This window comes from Paraburkholderia sp. A1RI-2L (assembly GCF_048957375.1).
Lineage (GTDB): Bacteria > Pseudomonadota > Gammaproteobacteria > Burkholderiales > Burkholderiaceae > Paraburkholderia.
The window spans coordinates 479,356-499,354 of sequence record NZ_JARBTA010000004.1 but is presented as its reverse complement, the minus strand read 5'-3'; the positions used below and the strand labels follow the sequence as shown (position 1 = coordinate 499,354).

16 protein-coding genes are annotated in these 19,999 nt (G+C 63.0%); 6 read left to right on the top strand and 10 right to left on the bottom strand.

What is annotated here, in order from left to right; all coding sequences use genetic code 11:
• Window positions 1–34: 34 nt before the first annotated feature.
• The gene (locus tag PWP93_RS30695) at window positions 35–2,662 is read right to left on the bottom strand and encodes a LuxR C-terminal-related transcriptional regulator (RefSeq protein WP_421047371.1); all 2,628 of its coding nucleotides are present in this window, start codon (window positions 2,660–2,662) and stop codon (window positions 35–37) included.
• Window positions 2,663–3,077: 415 nt separating this feature from the next.
• Here PWP93_RS30695 and benC point away from each other — a divergent pair, with 415 nt between their 5' ends.
• Window positions 3,078–5,867, top strand: a complete 2,790-nt coding sequence (gene benC, locus PWP93_RS30690; RefSeq protein WP_421047370.1) for a benzoate 1,2-dioxygenase electron transfer component BenC — start codon at window positions 3,078–3,080, stop codon at window positions 5,865–5,867.
• 21 nt (window positions 5,868–5,888) lie between these two features.
• On the opposite strand, the gene PWP93_RS30685 is transcribed toward benC, so the two are convergent.
• Window positions 5,889–6,821, bottom strand: a complete 933-nt coding sequence (locus PWP93_RS30685) for a helix-turn-helix domain-containing protein (protein ID WP_421047369.1) — start codon at window positions 6,819–6,821, stop codon at window positions 5,889–5,891.
• Window positions 6,822–6,945: 124 nt separating this feature from the next.
• Here PWP93_RS30685 and PWP93_RS30680 point away from each other — a divergent pair, with 124 nt between their 5' ends.
• From PWP93_RS30680 to PWP93_RS30670, 3 genes are read left to right on the top strand one after another with little or no spacing between them, the layout of a single operon-like run.
• Window positions 6,946–7,791 carry an SDR family NAD(P)-dependent oxidoreductase gene (locus PWP93_RS30680; RefSeq protein WP_421047368.1) on the top strand — a complete coding sequence of 282 codons (846 nt, stop codon included), beginning with the start codon at window positions 6,946–6,948 and terminating at the stop codon, window positions 7,789–7,791.
• Between the two features lie 14 nt (window positions 7,792–7,805).
• Window positions 7,806–9,548 carry an FAD-dependent oxidoreductase gene (locus PWP93_RS30675; RefSeq protein ID WP_421047713.1) on the top strand — a complete coding sequence of 581 codons (1,743 nt, stop codon included), beginning with the start codon at window positions 7,806–7,808 and terminating at the stop codon, window positions 9,546–9,548.
• Window positions 9,545–9,892 carry an NIPSNAP family protein gene (locus tag PWP93_RS30670; RefSeq protein WP_421028627.1) on the top strand — a complete coding sequence of 116 codons (348 nt, stop codon included), beginning with the start codon at window positions 9,545–9,547 and terminating at the stop codon, window positions 9,890–9,892. The genes PWP93_RS30675 and PWP93_RS30670 overlap by 4 nt, the downstream gene beginning before the upstream one ends.
• Before the next feature lie 5 nt (window positions 9,893–9,897).
• Here PWP93_RS30670 and PWP93_RS30665 read toward each other — a convergent pair whose 3' ends face one another.
• A complete protein-coding gene (locus PWP93_RS30665; protein WP_421047367.1) occupies window positions 9,898–10,803 on the bottom strand; it encodes a helix-turn-helix domain-containing protein in 906 nt (301 codons plus the stop codon).
• 341 nt (window positions 10,804–11,144) lie between these two features.
• On the opposite strand from PWP93_RS30665, the gene PWP93_RS30660 reads away from it, so the two are divergent.
• Window positions 11,145–12,512: an MFS transporter gene (locus PWP93_RS30660; RefSeq protein ID WP_421047366.1), complete on the top strand. Its 1,368-nt coding sequence runs from the start codon at window positions 11,145–11,147 to the stop codon at window positions 12,510–12,512.
• A gap of 310 nt (window positions 12,513–12,822) precedes the next feature.
• Here the strand turns inward: PWP93_RS30660 and PWP93_RS30655 are convergent, their stop codons facing one another.
• On the bottom strand, window positions 12,823–13,695 hold the full coding sequence (locus PWP93_RS30655) for a helix-turn-helix domain-containing protein (protein WP_421047365.1): 873 nt from the start codon (window positions 13,693–13,695) through the stop codon (window positions 12,823–12,825).
• Between the two features lie 185 nt (window positions 13,696–13,880).
• Here PWP93_RS30655 and pobA point away from each other — a divergent pair, with 185 nt between their 5' ends.
• Window positions 13,881–15,065 carry a 4-hydroxybenzoate 3-monooxygenase gene (gene pobA / locus PWP93_RS30650; protein ID WP_421047364.1) on the top strand — a complete coding sequence of 395 codons (1,185 nt, stop codon included), beginning with the start codon at window positions 13,881–13,883 and terminating at the stop codon, window positions 15,063–15,065.
• Between the two features lie 80 nt (window positions 15,066–15,145).
• On the opposite strand, the gene PWP93_RS30645 is transcribed toward pobA, so the two are convergent.
• The 6 genes from PWP93_RS30645 to PWP93_RS30620 all read right to left on the bottom strand — a co-directional run bounded on the left by PWP93_RS30645 (window position 15,146) and on the right by PWP93_RS30620 (window position 19,880).
• The gene (locus PWP93_RS30645) at window positions 15,146–15,334 is read right to left on the bottom strand and encodes a hypothetical protein (RefSeq protein ID WP_421047363.1); all 189 of its coding nucleotides are present in this window, start codon (window positions 15,332–15,334) and stop codon (window positions 15,146–15,148) included.
• A gap of 48 nt (window positions 15,335–15,382) precedes the next feature.
• The gene (locus tag PWP93_RS30640; protein WP_421047362.1) at window positions 15,383–17,164 is read right to left on the bottom strand and encodes an FAD-binding protein; all 1,782 of its coding nucleotides are present in this window, start codon (window positions 17,162–17,164) and stop codon (window positions 15,383–15,385) included.
• A gap of 150 nt (window positions 17,165–17,314) precedes the next feature.
• Window positions 17,315–18,532 carry a porin gene (locus tag PWP93_RS30635; RefSeq protein WP_421047361.1) on the bottom strand — a complete coding sequence of 406 codons (1,218 nt, stop codon included), beginning with the start codon at window positions 18,530–18,532 and terminating at the stop codon, window positions 17,315–17,317.
• Window positions 18,533–18,592: 60 nt separating this feature from the next.
• Window positions 18,593–18,799, bottom strand: a complete 207-nt coding sequence (locus tag PWP93_RS30630; protein ID WP_421047360.1) for an SDR family NAD(P)-dependent oxidoreductase — start codon at window positions 18,797–18,799, stop codon at window positions 18,593–18,595.
• A complete protein-coding gene (locus tag PWP93_RS30625) occupies window positions 18,796–19,656 on the bottom strand; it encodes a shikimate dehydrogenase family protein (protein ID WP_421047359.1) in 861 nt (286 codons plus the stop codon). The genes PWP93_RS30630 and PWP93_RS30625 overlap by 4 nt, the downstream gene beginning before the upstream one ends.
• Window positions 19,653–19,880 carry a hypothetical protein gene (locus PWP93_RS30620; RefSeq protein WP_421047358.1) on the bottom strand — a complete coding sequence of 76 codons (228 nt, stop codon included), beginning with the start codon at window positions 19,878–19,880 and terminating at the stop codon, window positions 19,653–19,655. Before PWP93_RS30620 ends, PWP93_RS30625 begins: the two co-directional genes overlap by 4 nt.
• Between the last annotated feature and the right edge of the window lie 119 nt (window positions 19,881–19,999).

The following is a 19,999-nucleotide window of genomic DNA, read 5'->3' as shown; positions in this document are numbered from 1 at the left end:
AGCCTTTAAGACGCTGACGGGTTCATTGGGTCCCTCAGGCGATTTCCTGAATCAAACCCATCAGTTGCGCGCGGCGAACGATCTGCTTGCGCGACGTCGCGTCGAGCTTGACGAAGAGATTCTTGAGATGCCACTTCACCGTTTCCTGGCCGACACCCATGGCAAGCGCAATCTCCTTGTTCGTGAGGTGGCGACTTACCAGTTCGAGCACGGTGCGCTCCTTGGGCGTGAGCGCGGTACTGGGCATGACGCGCGGGCCGTCACCTGTTTCGGCATCCTGCAACGCGGCAGCGGGCGCGGGCATGGTCGAGCGGACGCGCACGGGCGGTGCGTCGCTGTCGGCCGCGCGCTCGCGCAACCAGTCGACGAGCGCGGGATGAAGGGCGAGCGCGGCGAGATTCATTCCATAAGTCGCCGCCAGATCTTTCGCTTCCCGCAGCAGCGCGGTGCCGTCTTCCCCGCAGCGGTCCCGCGCGAACGCCCGTAAAGCCATGATCTCGGCGCCAACGACTCCGAGCTTCATCGAATCGGTCCACCGCTGCGCAAGTGCCAGTGCCTCGTCTGCGCTTCGCCAGTCCTGCGCAGCGAATGCGAGAAACGCTCGCGCGATCTGCTGGTGCATGAGCAGGACGCCGCGCGCGAGCGGTGCATCCTCGGTGGCGTGTCCGGCGACCAGATCGTCCAGCCGGTTGGCAAGCGCGTGACAGCTCGCCGAACGCAAACGGCCGCTGTGCAGCCTGATCTGCTCGGCCAGACTCACCACGCTTAGCCGCGGCATATGGCGGGCGGCGCCGATGGCATTGAGCGTTTCGAGCAAATCGAAGGCCCGGTGCTCCGCGCCGCAAGCCGCTGCGACCCGGGCGGCGGTACGGTAGGCGAAGATCACCGCATCGGGCGTACCGCTGCGCTCGATGACGTCCAGCCGGTTTGCAAGCAACGCCGCCGCTTCGTCGAGATCGCCCTGGTTGTAGCGCGTTGCAGCGAGCAGGGCCGCGAGCATGCAGGAAAACGGGTGGCGGCGACCGAGATCGTCGTCCGCCTGCACGAGCGACGGGCGCAACGTGCGCTCCGCCAGCAGGACCTGCCCTTCGAGCAGGTAGCTGAAGCCCGTAAAGCACGTGCGCCAGCGAACCACGTAACGGTTGGCCGCACTGGCACCCCCGCGCGGCGCATGTCGTCCGTACTGACGCGCCGCCGCGTATTCACCGGCCATGATGGCGCGCACCGACAGCCGGTTGGCTTGCACCTGTTGCAACCAGGGATCGCTAACGGGCGGAGCGTTGCCCCAGCGTTCGATCAGGTGCGCCGCCCGGTCCGGCTCATCCGCGAAGTAGGCCGCCGCGCTCAGAATGAGGTCGATCTCAAAGCGCATTGCGTCATCCGGCTCGGTGCTGCGCAAGATCGCCTGCGCCTGCTCCTCGGCCTGTCGCTGCCGGTCGCTGAGCGCAAGCGCCCATGCCATCGCTAGCCGTAGTCGCGGATGTCGCTCCAGCACGGGCTCAGGCAACCATTCGAGCCACTCGAGCACGGCCACGACATGGCCCTGCGTGACGGCCTCATGCAACGACCGCTGGGCGAGCACATATGCGGTTTCCTCCTGCCCGCACGCGAGCGCGTGGCGCGCGGCCGCTTCGGCCATGCCGTTCTCGGCCAGCCACTGCATCGCGCGGCGGTGCAGATCTTCGCGTGCGGACTGTGGCTGCGCGCCCAGACGCGCGCGCAGCGCTTCGCGCGCCATCGCGTGCATGCGGAACCATTGGCCACGCCCCTGCGCGCCGACAACGAAGAGCGGCGTCTCCCGCGCAAGCCGCAGGAGGCGCTTACCTGCGTCGTGTTCCCCCGTGAGTGCCGCGCAAAGATCCTCGTGCTGAATCTCGACAATGGATACGCGCACGAGGAACTCCGTGTCCTCAGTGCTTAGCCTCTCCAGCAGCGCGGTGACGAACTGTTCGCGAATGCCGGCGGTGCTGTTGGCAAAGGCGTCGATGCTCGCTACGGGGTCACCGGAGTCGGCAATGGTGGCAAGGGCGAGTTGCAGGCCTAGCGGCCAGCCTTCCGCGATGTCATGCAATCGTGCGCTCGCTTCAGCATCGACAACTGCGTCGAGCCGCTTGCCTATCAGGGCAATGGTTTCGCCCAGCCGAAAGCGAAGCGCAGCGGCATCCACCGTGACGCACCGTCCAGCGGCCCCCAGGCGTCTGATTACCTTGTCGAAGCCGGCGCGCGCGGCAATCACCACACGCAGGTTGGGCGGCAGGTTTTCGAGCAGATAGACAAGCGCGTCCTGGCTCGCCTGCGGAAGCTTTTCGGCTTCGTCGAGCATCAGAACGGTATCGAACGCAGTGCGGGCCACTTCCGCCAGCCATACCGTGAGCGCCTCCAGTGGCGACTCCGCAATCGTGCCGCCCTCGAGCAGGCGCTTGCCGAACGTCACCTTGCCGGACCCGGCGCGCACGGCAAGCGTGAGACCGCCGAGCAGGCGTTGAGGATCGTCGTGCCCGTCGAGCGAGAGCCACGCAACAGCGCTGCCGTGTCTCAGGTATTCCTGTCGCCACTGGATCAGGAGCGACGTCTTCCCGAAGCCCGGCGGCGCCTGCACAACGGTCACGGCGCGATCGCGAAACTGCTCGCTGTCCGACCTCAGACGGGTACGGGCCAGCATGTCCCTCGGCGCGCGCGGCGGAATGATCTTGAGCGTCGCTTCCGGACTTTGGGCTGATAGTTGCGTTGTCATCGGATTGGGGGCAAGGACCGCGTCGCGAACGTGCCAATGCAAACGGGGCAGGCGGGGTTGAATTGATTATAGCGTTCTACCGTTACATCTCCCTCAACCTGACAGTGCCCGCGGAAGGCGGGTGGAGCGCAAATTGCCACATTCCTCTGGCATCGATCACGATGCACGTTTTGTCCGGGTGAACGTTGTCTCTGTCCGTTGAGGGGAATGCGGCACTGGCTCTAAATTGGCGGCATTAAACCCACCGGGCGCTTGCGAGAAACACGGTTAGCTCGCGCCGCCCCAGCCCGAGCATGCCGCCTGCGGAGCGCCATGTTCGGGCGGCTCTAGAGGAGACACCGCCATGGCCCACCAGATAAGCCTCCGTTTTGAGGATGGAGTGACCCGCTTCATCGAATGCGAAGATACAGAGCGCATCACCGATGCCGCCATTCGCGCGAAAATCAATATTCCGCTCGATTGCCGTGATGGCGTTTGCGGCACCTGCAAGGCGGTTTGCGAGTCTGGCGAGTACGTTCTGGGCGACTGCGTGGAAGATGCGCTTAGCCCTGAGGAGGCGAGCGCCCGCAAGGTTCTCACCTGCCAGATGAGCCCGCGTTCGGACTGCGTGATTCAGATCGCCACGAACTCCGATGTTTCGGGCACCGGCCCGTCCTCCTTCAGTGGACAGATCATCGCCTGCCAACGAGCGTCGGACAGCACGATCGTCTTCTCGGTCGAACTCGATAATCGTGCGGATCTCAGCTTCCTTCCTGGGCAGTACGTCAACATCCGGGTGCCCGGCACCGATCAGACGCGGTCCTACTCGTTCAGTTCGGGGCCGTCCGAGCGGCACGTGTCCTTCCTTGTGCGCAACGTGCGTCAAGGCACGATGTCGACCTGGCTTTGCGAATCCGCCAAAGTAGGGGATCCAATCGAATTTCGCGGCCCAATGGGGAGCTTCTACCTGCGCTCCATCGAGCGCCCGGTGCTGTTCCTGGCGGGTGGCACGGGCCTCGCGCCGTTTCTCTCGATGCTGGACAAGATTGTGGAGGCCGGCGGCAGCCCGTATCCAGTCCACATGATCCTCGGCGTGAACAACGACGAGGATCTGGTCGGCCTCGACCGGCTCGAAGCCTATGCGCAGCGCCTGCCGAACTTCACCTATGCCTGCACCGTCTCCAACCCCGACAGTGCCTATCCCAACAAGGGGTATGTAACTCACCACATCGTTGCCTCCCAGCTCAACGATGGCAATGCGGATGTCTATCTCTGCGGCCCGCCGCCGATGGTCGATGCAGTACGCAATTTTCTCTCGTCCGAAGGGCTGACGCCGCGTAACTTCTATTATGAGAAATTCGCCGGCACTGGCCTGGTGGTGCAGACCGGCGAGGAGCGCATCGCGCCTGTTGATGTCGATGAAGCCTTCGACCTGCGCATGGCTCTCGAACTGGGAGCGGCTCAACTGACGATGGGCCGGCTGTCGAGCGAGCAATTGATCAACTTTCGCCAGCTCGCCGAAGCGACGGCGCAGTTCGTGTGCGGGCAGCGCTTTACCGACGTGGCGCGCTACATCGAGGCAAACCGCGCCTTCCACATGTTCACGATCGAAGCTTCTGGCAATACCCAGCTGATCGCGCTCTACCGGCAACTGGCTGTGCAGGACTACATCGCCCGCGCGCTGACCGACCAGATCGAGATCGTCGGCGATATCGTCCAGCAGCACCGGGACATTGTTGCCGCGTTCGAACTGGGGGACCTGAATGCGGCGCGGGACGTGATTGCGCTGCATGCTCACCATTCCAGGGCCACGATGAGCCGGGCGCTGGAGCGTATGGCGCTGGGCAAGAGCGCACCCATGGTCGCAGCGCCCACCGCTGCCCCGTTTGCCGTGCCGCAGAGCGCACCGCAGATTTGCCCGTTCACCGCCAGGACTCTTCCGGCCTATTCACACGAACTGGACTGGCCCGAGGGGCTGGAGCCATTCAAGGTGGTCGATGACGGCTCGCAAGGCGACCCTTACGAGCACTACCGCTGGATGCGGGAGCACGCGCCGGTGCTGCGTTGCCAGTCGGCGACTTCGGACGTCTGGTTCCTCTCGCGCTATGACGACGTCTATCAAGCGATTCGTAATCCGAAGCTGTTTTCATCCGAGGTTGTCAGCCCGCCGCCACTGACGTTCCTCACGTTGTTCGATGCGCCCGATCATTCGCGCTTACGCAAGGTCGTCCAGCCGTCTTTCCTGCCGCTGTCGCTCGATCCCTTTGTCGAACAGATCGCGCAAAGGGCAGAGGACCTGCTCGACGCGATGATTGACAAAGGCGGCGGTGATGTCGTCAACGATTTCGCCATCCCGCTCAGCATCTCGACCATCTCCACGATGATCGACGTGCCGAACGAGGATGAGGAGAAGATGAAATTCTGGTCGGACGAGACCTTTAGCTATTTCGGGCGGCTCGCCCGCAATGCACCGGGGACCGGCACCGACGAGCAGAGCGCGCAGGCTTTCTTCGCATACCTGAAGGAAGCGATGGAGCGGCTTGCTCTCACCGACAGCCAGTCGATTGGCGGGCATATCGCGCGCATGTGGAAGGACGGTCTGCTTTCGGAAAAGGAGGCGAAGGAACTGTGTGCCTTCGTCTTCATCGCCGGGCATGACACGACGACAATCCTTGTCGCCAACGCTTTCCGCATGCTCGCCGAACAGCCGCATCTGCTGGGACGGATCCGCGAAAACCCCGCCGACGCCGACCGTTTCGTCGAGGAGGTGGCGCGCTATCGCGGAACAGTCCAGCGTGTGAGCCGCATCACCACCGAAGCGACCACGGTCGCGGGCGTTGATCTGCCCAAGGGTGCGGTGGTGCGATTGCTGCTGTCGGCCGCGAACCGCGACAGCCGCAAGTTTGCCGACGGCGAGACGTTCGACATCGACCGCGATTCCAGCGGCCACCTGGGTTTCGGCAACGGCATGCACAAATGCCTTGGCGCGCCGCTCGCCAAGCTGGAAACACTGATTGCGACGAAGGCGCTGGCCCGCAAGATTGGCGGTATTGCGCTCGATCCAGCAAGGCCGATCCAGTATGTGCGGGGAAACAATCTGACCAACTCAGGGCCCGAGCACCTGTTCGTCAAGCTGGGCAGGTTGTCGGCCTGAACCGGAGGAGGGGCGCTCGGGTCAGTCCGCTTCCCCCTTTTCAGGCGGCAAGGATCGATTGTGGGCCGCAAAGCGGTATTCGGTTGGCCGCAGTCCCGTCTGCTTGCGGAAGAATCGGCCGAAATAGGCCTCGTCCTGAAAGCCCAGTTCACTGGCGATCTGCTTCACGCTGAGCGTCGAATAGCCGAGCAGCCGCTTGGCCTCGTGGATCGAGCGTGCGTCGATTGCCTCGATTGCCGAGACCCCGAAGGTGGCGCGGCAGATGCGCGAGAGCTGGCCGGTGGTTACACCCATCTCGTCGGCGTAGCTCGCCACTGGCCGCCGCTCGCGGCAATGGCGGTCGAGCAGGGCGCGGAACCGTTCGATGCGCGCCGCCATTGTCCGCTGCTCGGAGCTTGCTGAAAGCCGGGCGCTCTCGCTGAGGCGTCCGATCTTGACGAAGAGGGCGATCGCCAGTGCCGCGCCTGCGGTGAACTGCCAGCGCTCGTGGCTCTCCGCCTCGTGCCCGATTGACTGAAAAAGCGTGTCCAGCGGTGTGCCGCGTTCGACGTCGGGATCGACCGTGAGCACCGTTGGCGTGCGCATGAATTCCAGCAACTCGGGCGCGGCCGTCATCGCCAGCGATTCCAGCGCGGGCTGAGCGGCTGTAATGACGTGCCCGTCGATGTCGCTGCGAAAGTGAAAGCCGTGGACCGAGTGAGCGGGCACGACGATCAGGCATGGTGCAACGACTGCCCATGTTTTGCCGTCGATGAAGGTTTCGCCGCCCCCGCGGGTGACGTAGAGCACCTGGATCAGCGCGTCGTGGACGTGCGGCTTGATCTCGAAGTCGAAGCGGCCGGCTCGCAGGGGAATTGGCTCGTAATGGACCATGTCGACCCAGGATTGGCCGGCTTCCGCGCCGTAGAGCGCGAAGTGCAGAACGGTCCGGCGGCGCTTTGGGTCATGGGCCATGATGCACGGTATGTCCTGTTATATGTAGTCTCTGTCCATTGTTCCACAGGCGCTTGGGGCGTTCAATGGCGATACGGATTTCAGGAAGCGTAATTGCACGGAAAATTTTAGGGAAAGTAATTACATGGCACAGCAAATCGAAAATCTCGCCGCCGTTTCGGCCCCCTACGGTCTGAACCTCGACGGCAAGGTCTGCGTGATCACGGGCGCGGGTAGCGGCATTGGTGCCGGTATTGCGCGCGCCTTCGCCGGTGTTGGAGCACGTGTGGCGCTCGTAGACCGGAATCTTGCCGGCGCTGAAGCCGTTGCCGCCGAACTTCGGAAAGACGGCGCCGTGGCGCACGCTATCGGCTGCGACGTGTCGAACGAAGCTTCGGTTGCCGCAGCCGCCGGCGAAGTTCGCGCAGCGCTCGGTCCGGCCAGTGTGCTGGTCAACAATGCAGGATTGCTACGCTCCGGTCCGCTCGAGACGGTCTCGATCGAAGACTGGAATCAGGCCATCGCCGTGAACCTCACCGGCTATCTGCTGTGTGCCCGCGCGTTCGGGCGCGACATGCTGGCAGCGGGCAAGGGCAGTATCGTTCATGTTGCCTCGATTGCGGCGCTCAATCCGCAGACCAATAGTGGCTCCTATAGCCCGAGCAAAGCCGGCGTGCTGCTGCTCTCGCGGCAGTTGGCGGCGGAGTGGGGCCCGCGCGGCGTGCGCAGCAACTGCGTGCTGCCCGGCATGATCCGCACTGCGTTGTCCGCGAAATTCTACGAGGAGCCTGGATTCGAGGCTCGCCGCGCTGCGGCTACCGCGAGCCGCCGCATTGGCGAGCCGGAGGATCTCGCCGGTCCGGCACTGTTCCTTGCCTCTGACCTGGCGGCCTACGTCAATGGCGCCGAAGTGCTTGTCGACGGCGGGCTCGATTGCATGCTGATGGACATGGTTCCGCGCCCTGGCTTTAACGCCACCCCGGCCGTGTGAGCACCCCTCACACCATAACGAAAAGGAGAGTGAATATGGCCAAGGAGATCACTTGCGATCTGGTCGTGGTCGGATCGGGTGCCGCAGGCCTCGCCACCGCGATCACTGCAAAGAAGCGCGGCCTCGATGTCATCGTGCTTGAAAAGGAGTCCGTGTTCGGAGGTACCACCGCGCTGTCGGGCGGGGTCTTGTGGATTCCGCTGAGCAAATATGGCCGGCAGCAGAACCCGGCGGACACCGTCGAGCGCGTGCGCGAATACATGATGAGCGAGACGGGCCGCAACTACGATGCTGCTGCGGTCCAATGCTTTATCGAGAACGGGTCGAAAATGGTCGAGTTCTTCGAGCGGGAGACCGAGATGAAGTTCGTGCCCACGCTCTATCCGGACTACCACCCGGATGCGCCCGGCGGCGTCGACATCGGCCGCTCGATCCTCGCCGCGCCCTATGATATTCGCGGGCTGGGCAAGGACATGCAGCGCCTCAAGCCGCCGCTCGAGACGATCACCTTCATGGGAATGATGTTCAATTCCTCGAACGCTGACCTCAAACACTTCTTCCGCGCGACCAAATCCCTTGTTTCGTTCTGCTACGTGGCCCGGCGTCTGGCCACGCACCTCAAGGAACTGGCGCTCTACCGGCGCGGGATCAACGTCACGAGCGGCAACGCGCTTGCTGCGAGGCTCGCGAAGTCGGCGCTGGCAATCGATATTCCGATCCGCACTTCGACGCCCGTGAAGGAACTGCTGAGCGAGAACGGCACGGTGGTCGGTGTGCGCGCAACCGCTGCGGACGGCGATCTTCGCATCACTGCCCGGCACGGCGTCGTGCTGGCTTGCGGCGGCTTTCCGCATGATCGCAGACGCATTGCGCAGGTCTATCCGCATGTGAAGCGTGGGGGGAAGCATCTCTCGCCCACGCCCGTCGGCAACACGGGCGACGGGCTGACCATGGCGGAGAAGGCGGGCGGCGCAGTGCAGCTTGGCTTTCCCGATGCGGCGGCCTGGATGCCTGTCTCCGAGGTGCCCTTCGGCAAGGGTCGCACAGGCGTGTTTCCGCACCTGCTCGACCGCTACAAGCCGGGCGTGATCGGTGTGCTGCGCAGCGGTCAGCGCTTTACCAACGAGTCGAACTCCTACCATGATGTTGGCGCGGCGCTGATCCGCGCCTGCGAGGGTGAACGGGAGACGGCGATGTGGCTGATCTGCGATAAGGTCGCGCTGGCCAAGTATGGACTGGGGTACGCGAAGCCCGCGCCGATGCCGGTGGGTCCGTTGCTGCGCAAAGGCTACCTGATCAAGGGCGAGACGATCAGCGAATTGGCGCGCAATTGCGGGATTGTTCCTGATGCGCTCGAAGCGACGGTCAGCGCCTACAATCTCGACGCCAAGCGCGGAGAAGACCCGGCGTTCCATCGCGGTAGCACGTCGTTCAATCGTTATCTCGCCGATCCCGATAACAAGCCCAACCCCTGCGTTGCGCCGATCGCGACCGGCCCCTTCTATGCAGTGAAGGTGGTGATGGGCGATCTGGGCACGTTCGACGGCCTCAGGACCAGCGTCACCGGCGAGGTACTGCGTGCCGACGGCAGCGAGATCGAGGGCCTTTACGCGGTCGGCAATGACCGGCGCAGCGTGATGGGCGGCAACTATCCGGGTGCCGGCATCACCCATGGACCCAACATGACGTTCGGCTATGTCACCGGTAACGCCATCGCCACCAAGGCCATGACCTGCAAAGAGAAGGTACACGCATGAGCACCCAACCAATGTATCTGGCAAAGCCCCTCGTGGACTTCCGGGTCTACACGATCGCGCTGCGCAAAATGCCGGAGTTTCTCGAAGTGTTTGACAGGCTCGCCATGCCGATCCTGCTCGAGACGCTTGGACATCCGCTCGGCTTTTGGACAAGCCTGGTCGGGGCGCAGAACCAGTTCACGCACCTGTGGGGATATGACGATCTGGCAGACTACGAACGACGATGCCTTGCACGCGATACGCATCCAGATTTCCCGGCCTATCTCGAGGCATCGGGCCATCTGATCACGGCACAGGAGACGCGGCTCATTCGTGCGGCCGCGCTGAGTAGCGTCGCAAAGTAAGCCAACTACGCCGTACCCAATGCAAGGTCGCGATGAGCCGAGCTTTGGAATTCGCGGGGTGTCGCGCCGGTCTGCTTGCGGAAGTAGCGGCTGAAATAGGCGCTGTCCTCGAATCCCAGGCTGTGCGCGATCTGTTTGACGGTCATTCCCGAATAGACGAGGTCGCGCTGCGCTTCGCGAATCAGATGGTCGTTGATTAGCGCGGTGGGTGACGCGCCGAGCTCGTCGCGACAGATGCGCCCGAGTTGTGGCGCGGTGATATCGAGCGCGTCTGCATAGAACTCGACCGGACGATGCTCGCGGAAATGCTGGGCAATCAGTTCACGAAAGCGTCTGATTTGCAGACTGCGTCGCGCGGCGAGGGCGGCCACCGGCATGTCGGCATGTTCGACCAGTCGCGCCGCCTGTATGAAAAGTGCCATTAACAGTGACATCCCCGCCGCCGTATAACCTGCCGCACCACGGCGGAATTCCAATTCGAGCAGATTGAATAGCGGCATCAGTGTTTCGTCGCTGGCCGCCGGCCCGCGCACCGGGATCACGGCGGGGCGCTGGAGAACCGTGATAAGCGTCGTCGAAACAGACTTCGCGATGGACTCCAGCGCGCGCTGCGCCGCCGTCACGACAAGGCCGTCGATCTCCGGCGAAAACACGAAACTGTGCACCACCGTCGCGGGAAGGATCACGAGGCACGGCGGGTCAAACGGGGTTTTTTCGCTCTCGATGACGACGTGGCCGTGGCCGTTGCGGATGTACAAAAACTGCAGGAGTGCGTCATGGCGGTGCGCGGGAATGTTCCAGTCATTCGGCCGGCTGCGCTCGGGAATCCACTCGAAATTGAATGCATCGTGCCACGGGGGCCGGGCGGACGACGCTTCGCCGTATAGCTCGTAATTAGGGATTTTCCTCATGATGTCTTCCCTCGCATGTGCAGATTGTCCTGTTTTTACATAGTTTTGTCCATGATCGGCCGACGCCGTCTGCCTATACTTCAGGCAGGCGGAATCGACAGAAATTCTTTCGTGGAAGACGCAGAACATGTCTTGTGTCCGCTCTTCACGGAAGAGATTCGGATGCCTGATTACGATGGGGCGGGAAGCGACCCTGTCACCCTGGCCGTTCCGCGTCCGCGGGTACGGCGCAGCAATAAAACCACATCGACCCTTGGAGACATTGCAATGGAAACGCTCGATCGCGCCGGCTCCGCCCGCGCGTTGCCCCCGCTCGTTTATCACTTTGCTGGAGGGCTGTAATGAAGACCTTGGAACGCGTCGTCGATACCCAGGCCTTTATCGACACCCAGCGGTTCTCCCCATTTCAGTGGATCATTCTCGTGCTGTGCTTTCTCGTTGTGGCGGCCGACGGCTACGACACGGCAGCCATCGGCTTCATCGCGCCGTCGCTCGTGCAGCAGTGGGGTATTGCGCGAGTCGCGCTGGGTCCGGTAATGAGCGCGGCTCTGGTCGGGCTTGGCATCGGTGCAGTTCTGGCTGGTCCGCTCGCCGACCGCCTCGGGCGCAAGACGGTGCTGGTGCTTTCGGTAGCCTTTTTCGGACTATGGAGTCTTGCAGCGGCATTCGCCAGCTCGGTCGAGTCGCTAACCATCCTGCGCTTGTGCACGGGCCTCGGACTCGGCGCGGCCATGCCGAACGCCGTCACGCTGATGTCCGAATATGCGCCGACACGCGTGCGTGCGGTTGTCGTCAATACGATGTTTTGTGGCTTTTCCACCGGCCTCGCGCTCGGGGGATTCGCGTCTGCATGGCTGATTCCGCATTTTGGCTGGCAAAGCGTGCTGATCGCGGGCGGCATCGGGCCGATCGTGCTTACCTTTCTGTTGATCTTGCTCTTGCCGGAGTCGGTTCAGTTCATGGCGGTAAGTCAACGTGCCGACGCGAAAATCGCGAGCATCCTCGGGCGTATTGCGCACGGTACAACGCTCGAAGGTTGTCGCTTCGTTGCCCCGGAGCGCGGCGTGTGCACGAAGCGCGAATCGGCGATTCGCGTCGTCCTGTCGCGACAGTACCGCTTCGGGACGCTGATGCTGTGGCTCGCGTATTTCATGGGCCTGCTGATCTATTACCTGCTCACTAGCTGGCTGCCTACGCTCTTTCGCGACACTGGCTTCTCCGGCGAGCGCGCTGCGCTCATGACGTCACTGTTCCCGCTCGGCGGTGTAGTCGGCAACCTCTGTGTGGGCTGGGTCATGGACCGTCTCAACGCCAACCGCGTGATTGCGGCCACGTATGTGCTGGCTGCACTAATGGTCCTGCTGGTGGGGCGCGGTGTCGGACATCAGTTGTGGCTCGGCACGCTTGTGTTTCTGACTGGCACACTGGTGACGAGCGCAGTGACGTCGATGTCCGCGCTTGCTGCCGCCTTTTATCCGACGCACGGGCGGGCGACGGGCGTCGCATGGATGCTCGGAGTCGGCCGTATCGGCGGGGTGGCGGGGGCGCTGGTCGGCGCAGCGCTGATGGGCTTCGGCTGGCAGTTCGGCTCGGTATTCGGCCTGCTCGCGCTCCCGGCCCTCGTGTCCGCGTCCGCACTGTTCGCTATGATCGGGCGCGGCGGCAGCGTGGTTCAGTCGGATGTTCAGGCAAGCGTGCCCATGCACTAGGGCCGTTTGTTAGTGTTGTAGGCGCTCGGTCCACAGGCACGTCTGCAGTGGCCACCCTGAACAACGCGGACGACTCGTCGAACGGCGGCCACGTGCTCGTGCGCGCGCCCTTGCACCGTGGTTGGAACTGTGGCCCGCAAAATGTTCGACGACGGTTGTGTGATGTTGAGCAGTTCCGCGCCAGGCAATGGTGAAGATCGCTTGTTGCGACAAAGCCTGCTTGAATACGACCGATCCGGCCGGATTGTGTTAGCGCGAGAGCATGTAGGGTGGTTTTTCCGTACACGGCCGGATATTGAAAGCGGAGAAATCATTCTCGCTTGCGAAAAGCGTTTGGCGTAGCGCCCGTGAATCGCTTGAAGAATCGCGTGAAATACGCCGGTTCCGTGAAGCCCAGAAAGTCGGACACCTGATTGATATTGAGCGAGGTGTAAGTCAGGCTTCGCTTCGCTTCGAGCAGCAGTCTCTGATGGACGAGAGCGAGCGCGCTCTTGCCTGCAATGCGCTGGCAAACCATATTCAAATACACCGGCGTCACCCCGAGGCGTTCGGCATAGCGGCTAATGGGAAAATGTTCGCGGTAATGCTTTTCGATCAGCCCGGAGAACGCTTTCAGGAGCGCTTGGCCGCGATCCTGGGGGGCGTCCCTTTCCTCGCCATCTTGATCCTGACGGCTGACCCACACGACTAGCGCGCTCACGAGCGACCGAAGCAATAAGTCCCTCGAAGGCGCGGGAAGGCCGTACTCCTGGTTTAACTGGCTGCACAGGGTATTCAGGTAGGGCAGATCGTTGCCGACCGAATAGCACGCTGGATGCTCCAGTACGCGGCGAGGCGCATCGATTTGCTGCTGAAGCCAGTTCGTCAGGGGCGCGGCGATCGTGATCACGTAGCCGTCGACTTCCGGAGAAAACTGGAAACCGTGTACGCACATCGGCGGGACGACCTGGACCGAAGGCGTGTCGATCCTGGTCTTTTCGCCCTCAATTTCGAGCAGTGCAACTCCTTTCTGCACGTACAGCAGCTGCGCGAGGTCGGCATGGGTGTGCCGCCTGATTTCCCAGTCGTGCAAACTGCTTCGCTCAGGTATCGACTCACAGTGCAGCAAGTCGAGCGTGCTCCAGTCAGGTCCTTCTCCGTATAACTTGAATACAGGGATGTTGTGCTGTGCCGGTTGCTTCATGGATCTGTCACCGGTTGTCGGCCCGCAGGAGACTTTCTAAAAGTCCAATTTTAATCGAAAAAATTGCCTTACCAGCGCCCTGTATTTCTAGAAAAATGCAATTCAACCGTGACGCCAATGATTCGGGCTCGAAGAGCAAAAGTGAAAAGGTCACGGTGTAGATAGGAATACAGGAGACATCGGTTATGAAAACCCAGGTAGCGATCATCGGCGCCGGGCCGTCCGGCCTGCTGTTGGGGCAGTTGCTGCACAAGGCGGGCATCGACAACGTCGTTCTTGAGCGTCAAAGCGGCGAGTACGTGCTTGGCCGAATCCGCGCGGGCGTGCTCGAACAGGGCATGATCGATCTGATGCGCGAGGCGGGGGTGAGCGAGCGCATGGATGCGGAAGGACTGGTTCACGACGGCATTGAACTTATTTTCGGCGGGCGACGCGACAGGATCGATCTCAAAGCGCTCACAGGTGGCTCGTCGGTCCTGGTCTATGGCCAGACCGAAGTGACGCGTGATTTGATGGCAGCACGCGAGGCTAGCGGTGCAACCACGATTTACGAAGCGGCCAACGTTCAGTTGTACGACGTGAAAGGCGACGCGCCCTACATCACATTCGAAAGGAACGGCGAAACATACCGCCTGGATTGCGATTACATCGCCGGCTGCGATGGCTTTCATGGCGTTTCACGCAAGACGATCCCGGTCGAGGTGCTCACACACTACGAGCGCGTCTATCCTTTTGGTTGGCTCGGCCTGCTCGCCGACACACCGCCGGTCAATCACGAACTGATTTATGCGCACCACGAACGCGGTTTCGTGCTCTGCAGCCAACGTTCGACGACGCGCAGCCGCTACTACCTGCAAGTGCCGTTGACCGAGAAGGCCGAAGACTGGTCCGACGAACGCTTCTGGGAAGAATTGAAAGCGCGCCTGCCGCAGAACGTGGCTGAGAAGGTGGTCACCGGTCCGTCGCTCGAGAAGAGCATCGCACCGCTGCGCAGCTATGTGGTTGAACCGATGCAGTACGGCAAGCTGTTTCTAGTTGGTGACGCGGCGCATATCGTACCGCCGACCGGCGCGAAAGGGCTCAATCTTGCCGCGAGCGATGTGAGCACGCTGTATCGGATTCTGAATCGGGTCTACCGCGACGGTCGCACCGATCTGCTGGAAAAATATTCGCAGATCGCGCTGCGCCGCGTGTGGAAGGCAGAGCGCTTTTCATGGTTCATGACGAACCTGCTGCACGAGTTCTCGGAGCGAGACACCTTCGACAAGCGCATGCAGGGTACAGACTACGACTACTACACGACGTCCGAAGCTGGACTCAAGACGATTGCGGAAAATTACGTGGGTTTGCCGTACGAGCCAGTCGAGTGATTTTTGATCTTGTACTGAACAATATCGCTTCTGGGCGCTCGCCAGTTACACCGATGTCGCGGCGAATCGCCCGGGGCCGGTCAGGCCTGCGATGCGAAAGCTGGACTGGCAAGGCGCATATTTTTCGGCATCCGAACGATGAACGAGCGATCATTGTTGTACGCGGTGGCCGTATCGATATGCCGATAGCTGCGGTCGAGCGCCTGCTTGACCGCGTGCGTGCATTCGTCGCCAAGCATGGGCCAGATGCCCAGGCCGAACGTGGGCATGTTCAGCTGATGGCGATTGACGATGTGTCGAATGAATCTTTCTCCATTTCAGGCCCACACTTTGGCCTTGTGCGCGCCCTGTAGGGTCGCGGCTCCGCCCTGGGCGACGAACTTTGCGATGCGCCAGCCGAACACGATAGCCGGGCCGAGTGTCGTGCCGGGTCCTGGGTAAGTGCCGCGGAAGATCGAAGCAAGATCGTTGCCGCATGCGAAGAGGCCAGGAATGACATTGCCGCCGTGATCGAGTACTTCGCCATTCGCGGTGCCGCTCAGGCCCGCGCTGCACGCGAGATCCGCAGGCCAGACGGTCACAGCGTAATACGGCCCCGGCCCGATTGGCCGGATGCACGGATTGGGCTGCTGGCGCGCATCGCCATTGAAGCGGCTCATCGGACTGCTGCCGCGCTCGAATGCGGGGTCCATGCCATCGGCTGCGGCGCGATTGTAGGTCTCGACCGTGCGCGCGAGGCCCGCCGCATCGACCTGAAGCTTCGCGGCCAGTTCGGCCAGCGTATCGCCCTTCACGAGATAGCCAGAGCGCTCGAACGCGGCGATGCGTCCCGCGCTGCGCGCCGGCATCAGCAGTCCGAGGCCATACTCGCGTATGAATGCGGCGTCGACAATCAGGTGAGCGGGCACGCTCGGCCCGTCGCCGCGTTGCACATCGCGCAGCATCCCCATCACGAAGTCATGATACGAGTTCGATTCGTTGACGAAGCGCTCGCCACGGCTGTTCACCGCAATGAGTCCGGGCTTCGCACGATCGAGGATGATGTGCGGCCAGACGCTGTCCTTGCTTGCGTTGCCGCCGGGCGCGCGGCGGATCGAACAGGGCATCCAGAGACCGGGGCTGTCGCCGCCGTTCTCGACGTTTGCGCCGAGTTGCTGGGCCCGGTCCACGCCGTCGCCCGTGTGCGTCTCCGGCGCAAGCGAAAGGCCGCGTGCACCGGCGGGAAAGAGTTGGTTGCGCAATCTCGGGTGGTGCGTGATGCCGCCCGTTGCCAGCACCACGCCACGGCGCGCCCCAATGCGTCGGCGACCGCCGCCAGGCGTCGCGACGACCGCACCGGTCACGCGGGCGTTCTCGCGTACGAGTTCGACTAGTGGTGTGTCGAAGCGCACCTCGACACCGCGGTTGCGCAGGCTGTAATAGAGCCGCGCGACGAGCGCGTTGCCCATCACGAGTTGTGTGCCGCGCGGGTAGCGCAGCCGGTCCATCGCATAGCGGCCCACGACTGCGATCGTCCGCCTTAAATTGGTAAGCGATGCGAACGGTTCGAGCAGCATGTTCAGATCGTTGCGCGCGACCATCATGCCGCCGAGCCCCATGAATTCCTTGCGCGGAGGCCGCACGCGCACGAAGTCTTTGCCGAGCACGCGCGCGTCGAACGGCGCGGGAGCGAGCGCTCGGCCTCCAAAGGCCGAACCGGGTCCGTTCACGTAGTCGGGGTGGGCAGTGGCGGCGACGAACTTGACGTCGCTGATGTGCGCCAGTTCGTCGATGGCCTGCGGTCCGCTTTGAAGAAAGGCCTCGCGTGCTTCTTCTCCGCCGCGTGCGCCGACCACCGATTGCAGGAAGCGGCGCGCATCGTCGACGCTATCGGGCACGCCTGCCTCCACACTGAGTTTCGTGCCCGGCACCCACGTCGTGCCCCCCGAAGTGGATGTAATGCCGCCCACCATGCCGGTCTTCTCGCAAAGCAGCACGTTCATTTTCTCGTGATCCGCCACGAGCGCGGCCGTCATGCCCGCCGCGCCAGCGCCGAAGATCAGCAGATCGACTTCCTCGTCCCAGCGCTGTTGGCCGGGCTGTCTTGTGCTCGAACCCATGTCCGTGCCTCCTCCATTCTGGTCTGGTTCGCCGCGCGCCCGGCTGGGCGCGGAAGGCGAACGTTGCCTTGATGATTTTGGAATGTTATTCCAATTTAATTAAAAATGGAATAGTGTTCAACAAAATGGAGTTGCGTCGGATCACAACAGTTAGAACCGGTGCACGATCCCCACGCCAACGGCCACCTGGTTGCGGGTGGAAGACGGGGTCGAATTGAACCCGTCGCCGAGCGTGGCCGTTGCGTCGATGATCCGGCCGCTGCCGGCGGTGCCGAGCGTCGAGCCGTTGGCGTGCTGGTACGCCTCCAGCATGTACAAGCCCGTGCGCACCGACAATGCATAGTATTGCGACAGATTGAACTGCTGATATTGCGCCGCATTCGTGATGCCGTTGGCCTTCGTGGCGCGCGTGTAGCTATAGCCCGCGCCGAAATCCCATGCCGCAGCCGGCTTCCAGTGCAGCACGAGGCCGCCTGTGTTGAAGATCGCGGTGTCGGTGAACTTCGAGCCTGTGCCGCGAATGTACTGCACATTCGAGTAGGTCGCCGAGACATCCCATGCGCTGTTGAACCGGTAGCTCGCGCCCACTGCGAAGCGCTGCTGGGCCTGCGCGGTCTGATAACCGTTGGTGAGCGCGGAGACGCCGGCCGGCGCGCCGTTGTTCGAGGTCGTGGAGTCGGCGCCGAACGCGCCGCCGCCAGGCGTCGAGTTGTTGATGCGCGAAAAGCCCACGCCCATGCCGACCGGGCCATTCAGGTACTGCACCGCCACCGTCCACGTCGATCCCGCGTTGAAACTGCCCGGCACGCCGCCCGGCGAATACGAGCCGCCGAAAGAGAAGCCGTGAAATTTCGGCGAGAGGTACTGGATGGTGTTGTTGGCGCGATAGATGGTATCGAAGCCGTCGATGTCGCCGGGATGCGCGCCGTAGAAGCCGGTGAGCGAGTTGGTCGGGCTGAAGGGGGAGAGCAACTGGTAATACGAGGCGTACTGGCGGCCGAAGGTCAGCGAGCCGTACGCGGGGTTGGTGACGCCGACCCACGACTGGCGTCCGAACATCGCATTGGTGTATTGCTGCGCGCCCGTGGCCGAGTTGATGCCCGATTCGAGCGTGAAGATGGCTTTCGTGCCGCCGCCAAGGTCTTCGGAGCCCTTCAGGCCAAAGCGGCTGCCCGCCCACACGCTGTTCACCATCTTCACCGCCGAATGGCCACTGGTAGTGGAGCCGAGCGTGGTCTGGTTGTTGGCCCAGCCAATGCCGGTGTCGACCACGCCGTAGAGCGTCACGCTCGACTGCGCGAAGGCGGGGGAAAGGGCGAGCATGGCGGCGCCGGCCGCAACGGTCTTGAGTCCGGTGCTGCGATTCATCGGTTGTCTCCTGTTTGTTGTAGTGAGAGAGAAAGGGGACGGCGACGCGATGCGCCGCCGTTATGCGAGAAGCGAATCAGTAATTCGCGCGGCCTCCGGAGAGGTCGAAGGTCGCGCCGCTCGAATGGGGGTGAGTGCAAGCTCCGTGCACATGGATTTGGTGAACGCGATGACGCTCGCCTTGGCGGCCGAGTACGCTGACATTTGCGGATTGCCTTCCTTGCCCGCGCCGCCAGTCACGACCGCGATCCGCAAGTCTGCATTCATGCCTGGGAATCCAGAAGGAACTCGACCATGCGATCGCAAACGCGCGCGAACATTTGCGTACCGGTCACCGTCTTGCATCCGCGTGCGCGTGCGGCTTCGATGAACGGCGTGAGCGGCGGCTTCGTCACGACATCGCCGACGAAAGTGCCCGCAGCCAGGCGAGATACGTCGATGGGCAGCGGGTCTTCGGGGCGCATGCCCATGGGCGAGGCGTTCACGACCACCTCGTACGATTCGGCCGGCACGTCGGCAGCGGCGACGCGCACCGCGCTACGCCCGTGCATCGCAAGCCGTTCGACGAGCGCACCGGCGCGCGCGCCGTCGTTGTCGCGCACGTCGAGCGAGGCAACGCCCGCATTCACGAGCGCCTGCGCGATGGCTGAGCCCGCGCCGCCCGCGCCCACCAGCAGCGCGCGCTTGCCGCTCGGGTCGCAGCCTTCGTCGGCGAGCGCGGCGACGAAGCCGGTGCCGTCGAACATGCCGCCGTGCCAGCCGCCGTTCGCCGTGCGCCGCAACGTGTTCGCCGCGCCGAGAAACGCGGCTTCTTCGGAAAGGCTCGTGCAGAACTCCGCCGCGCTGAACTTGTGCGGCACGGTGATGATGACGCCGTCGACGTTGCGCATTGATGCGACGCCCTCGAAGAACGCGGGGAGACCGGCGGGCGCGACATGCGCGGGTACGACGAGCGCGTCGCGGCCCGCGTCGCGCAGGGCCGCCGTCACACCTTTCGGCGAGCGCACCTGCGCGATCGGATCGCCGACGATGAAGTAGACGCGCGTGGCGCCGCTCAGCCCTTCGTCGAGCGAAACGGGCGTGGCCGCAATGGCATTGGCGGATGGGGAAACGGGGGAAGTCATGCTGATTTCATCTCCAGGGTGGTGCCCGCATCGCCGTTCACGATGCCGAGCAATCTTGCCTGCGCGAGCGCGTCCTGTTCCAGGGCGCCCGCGCTGTTTTCGTAAGCTACGCGGCCGTTGACCAGCACGTAGGCGCGGTCGGCGATCGGCAGCACCATGTCGGCCTGGTGCTCGACGATCACGATGCTCGCGCGCTCGCGCAGTTTCAACGCGGCGTCGAGCACTTCTTGTCCTCGTTGTGCTTTTCCGTCATCTGTCTCCGCTCCTGTCCCGATTGAATGGATCTGTTTCGTTGTGGCGCCACGTCGTGCCAACCCGTTGCGCTGAAATTTCTGTGAACTCT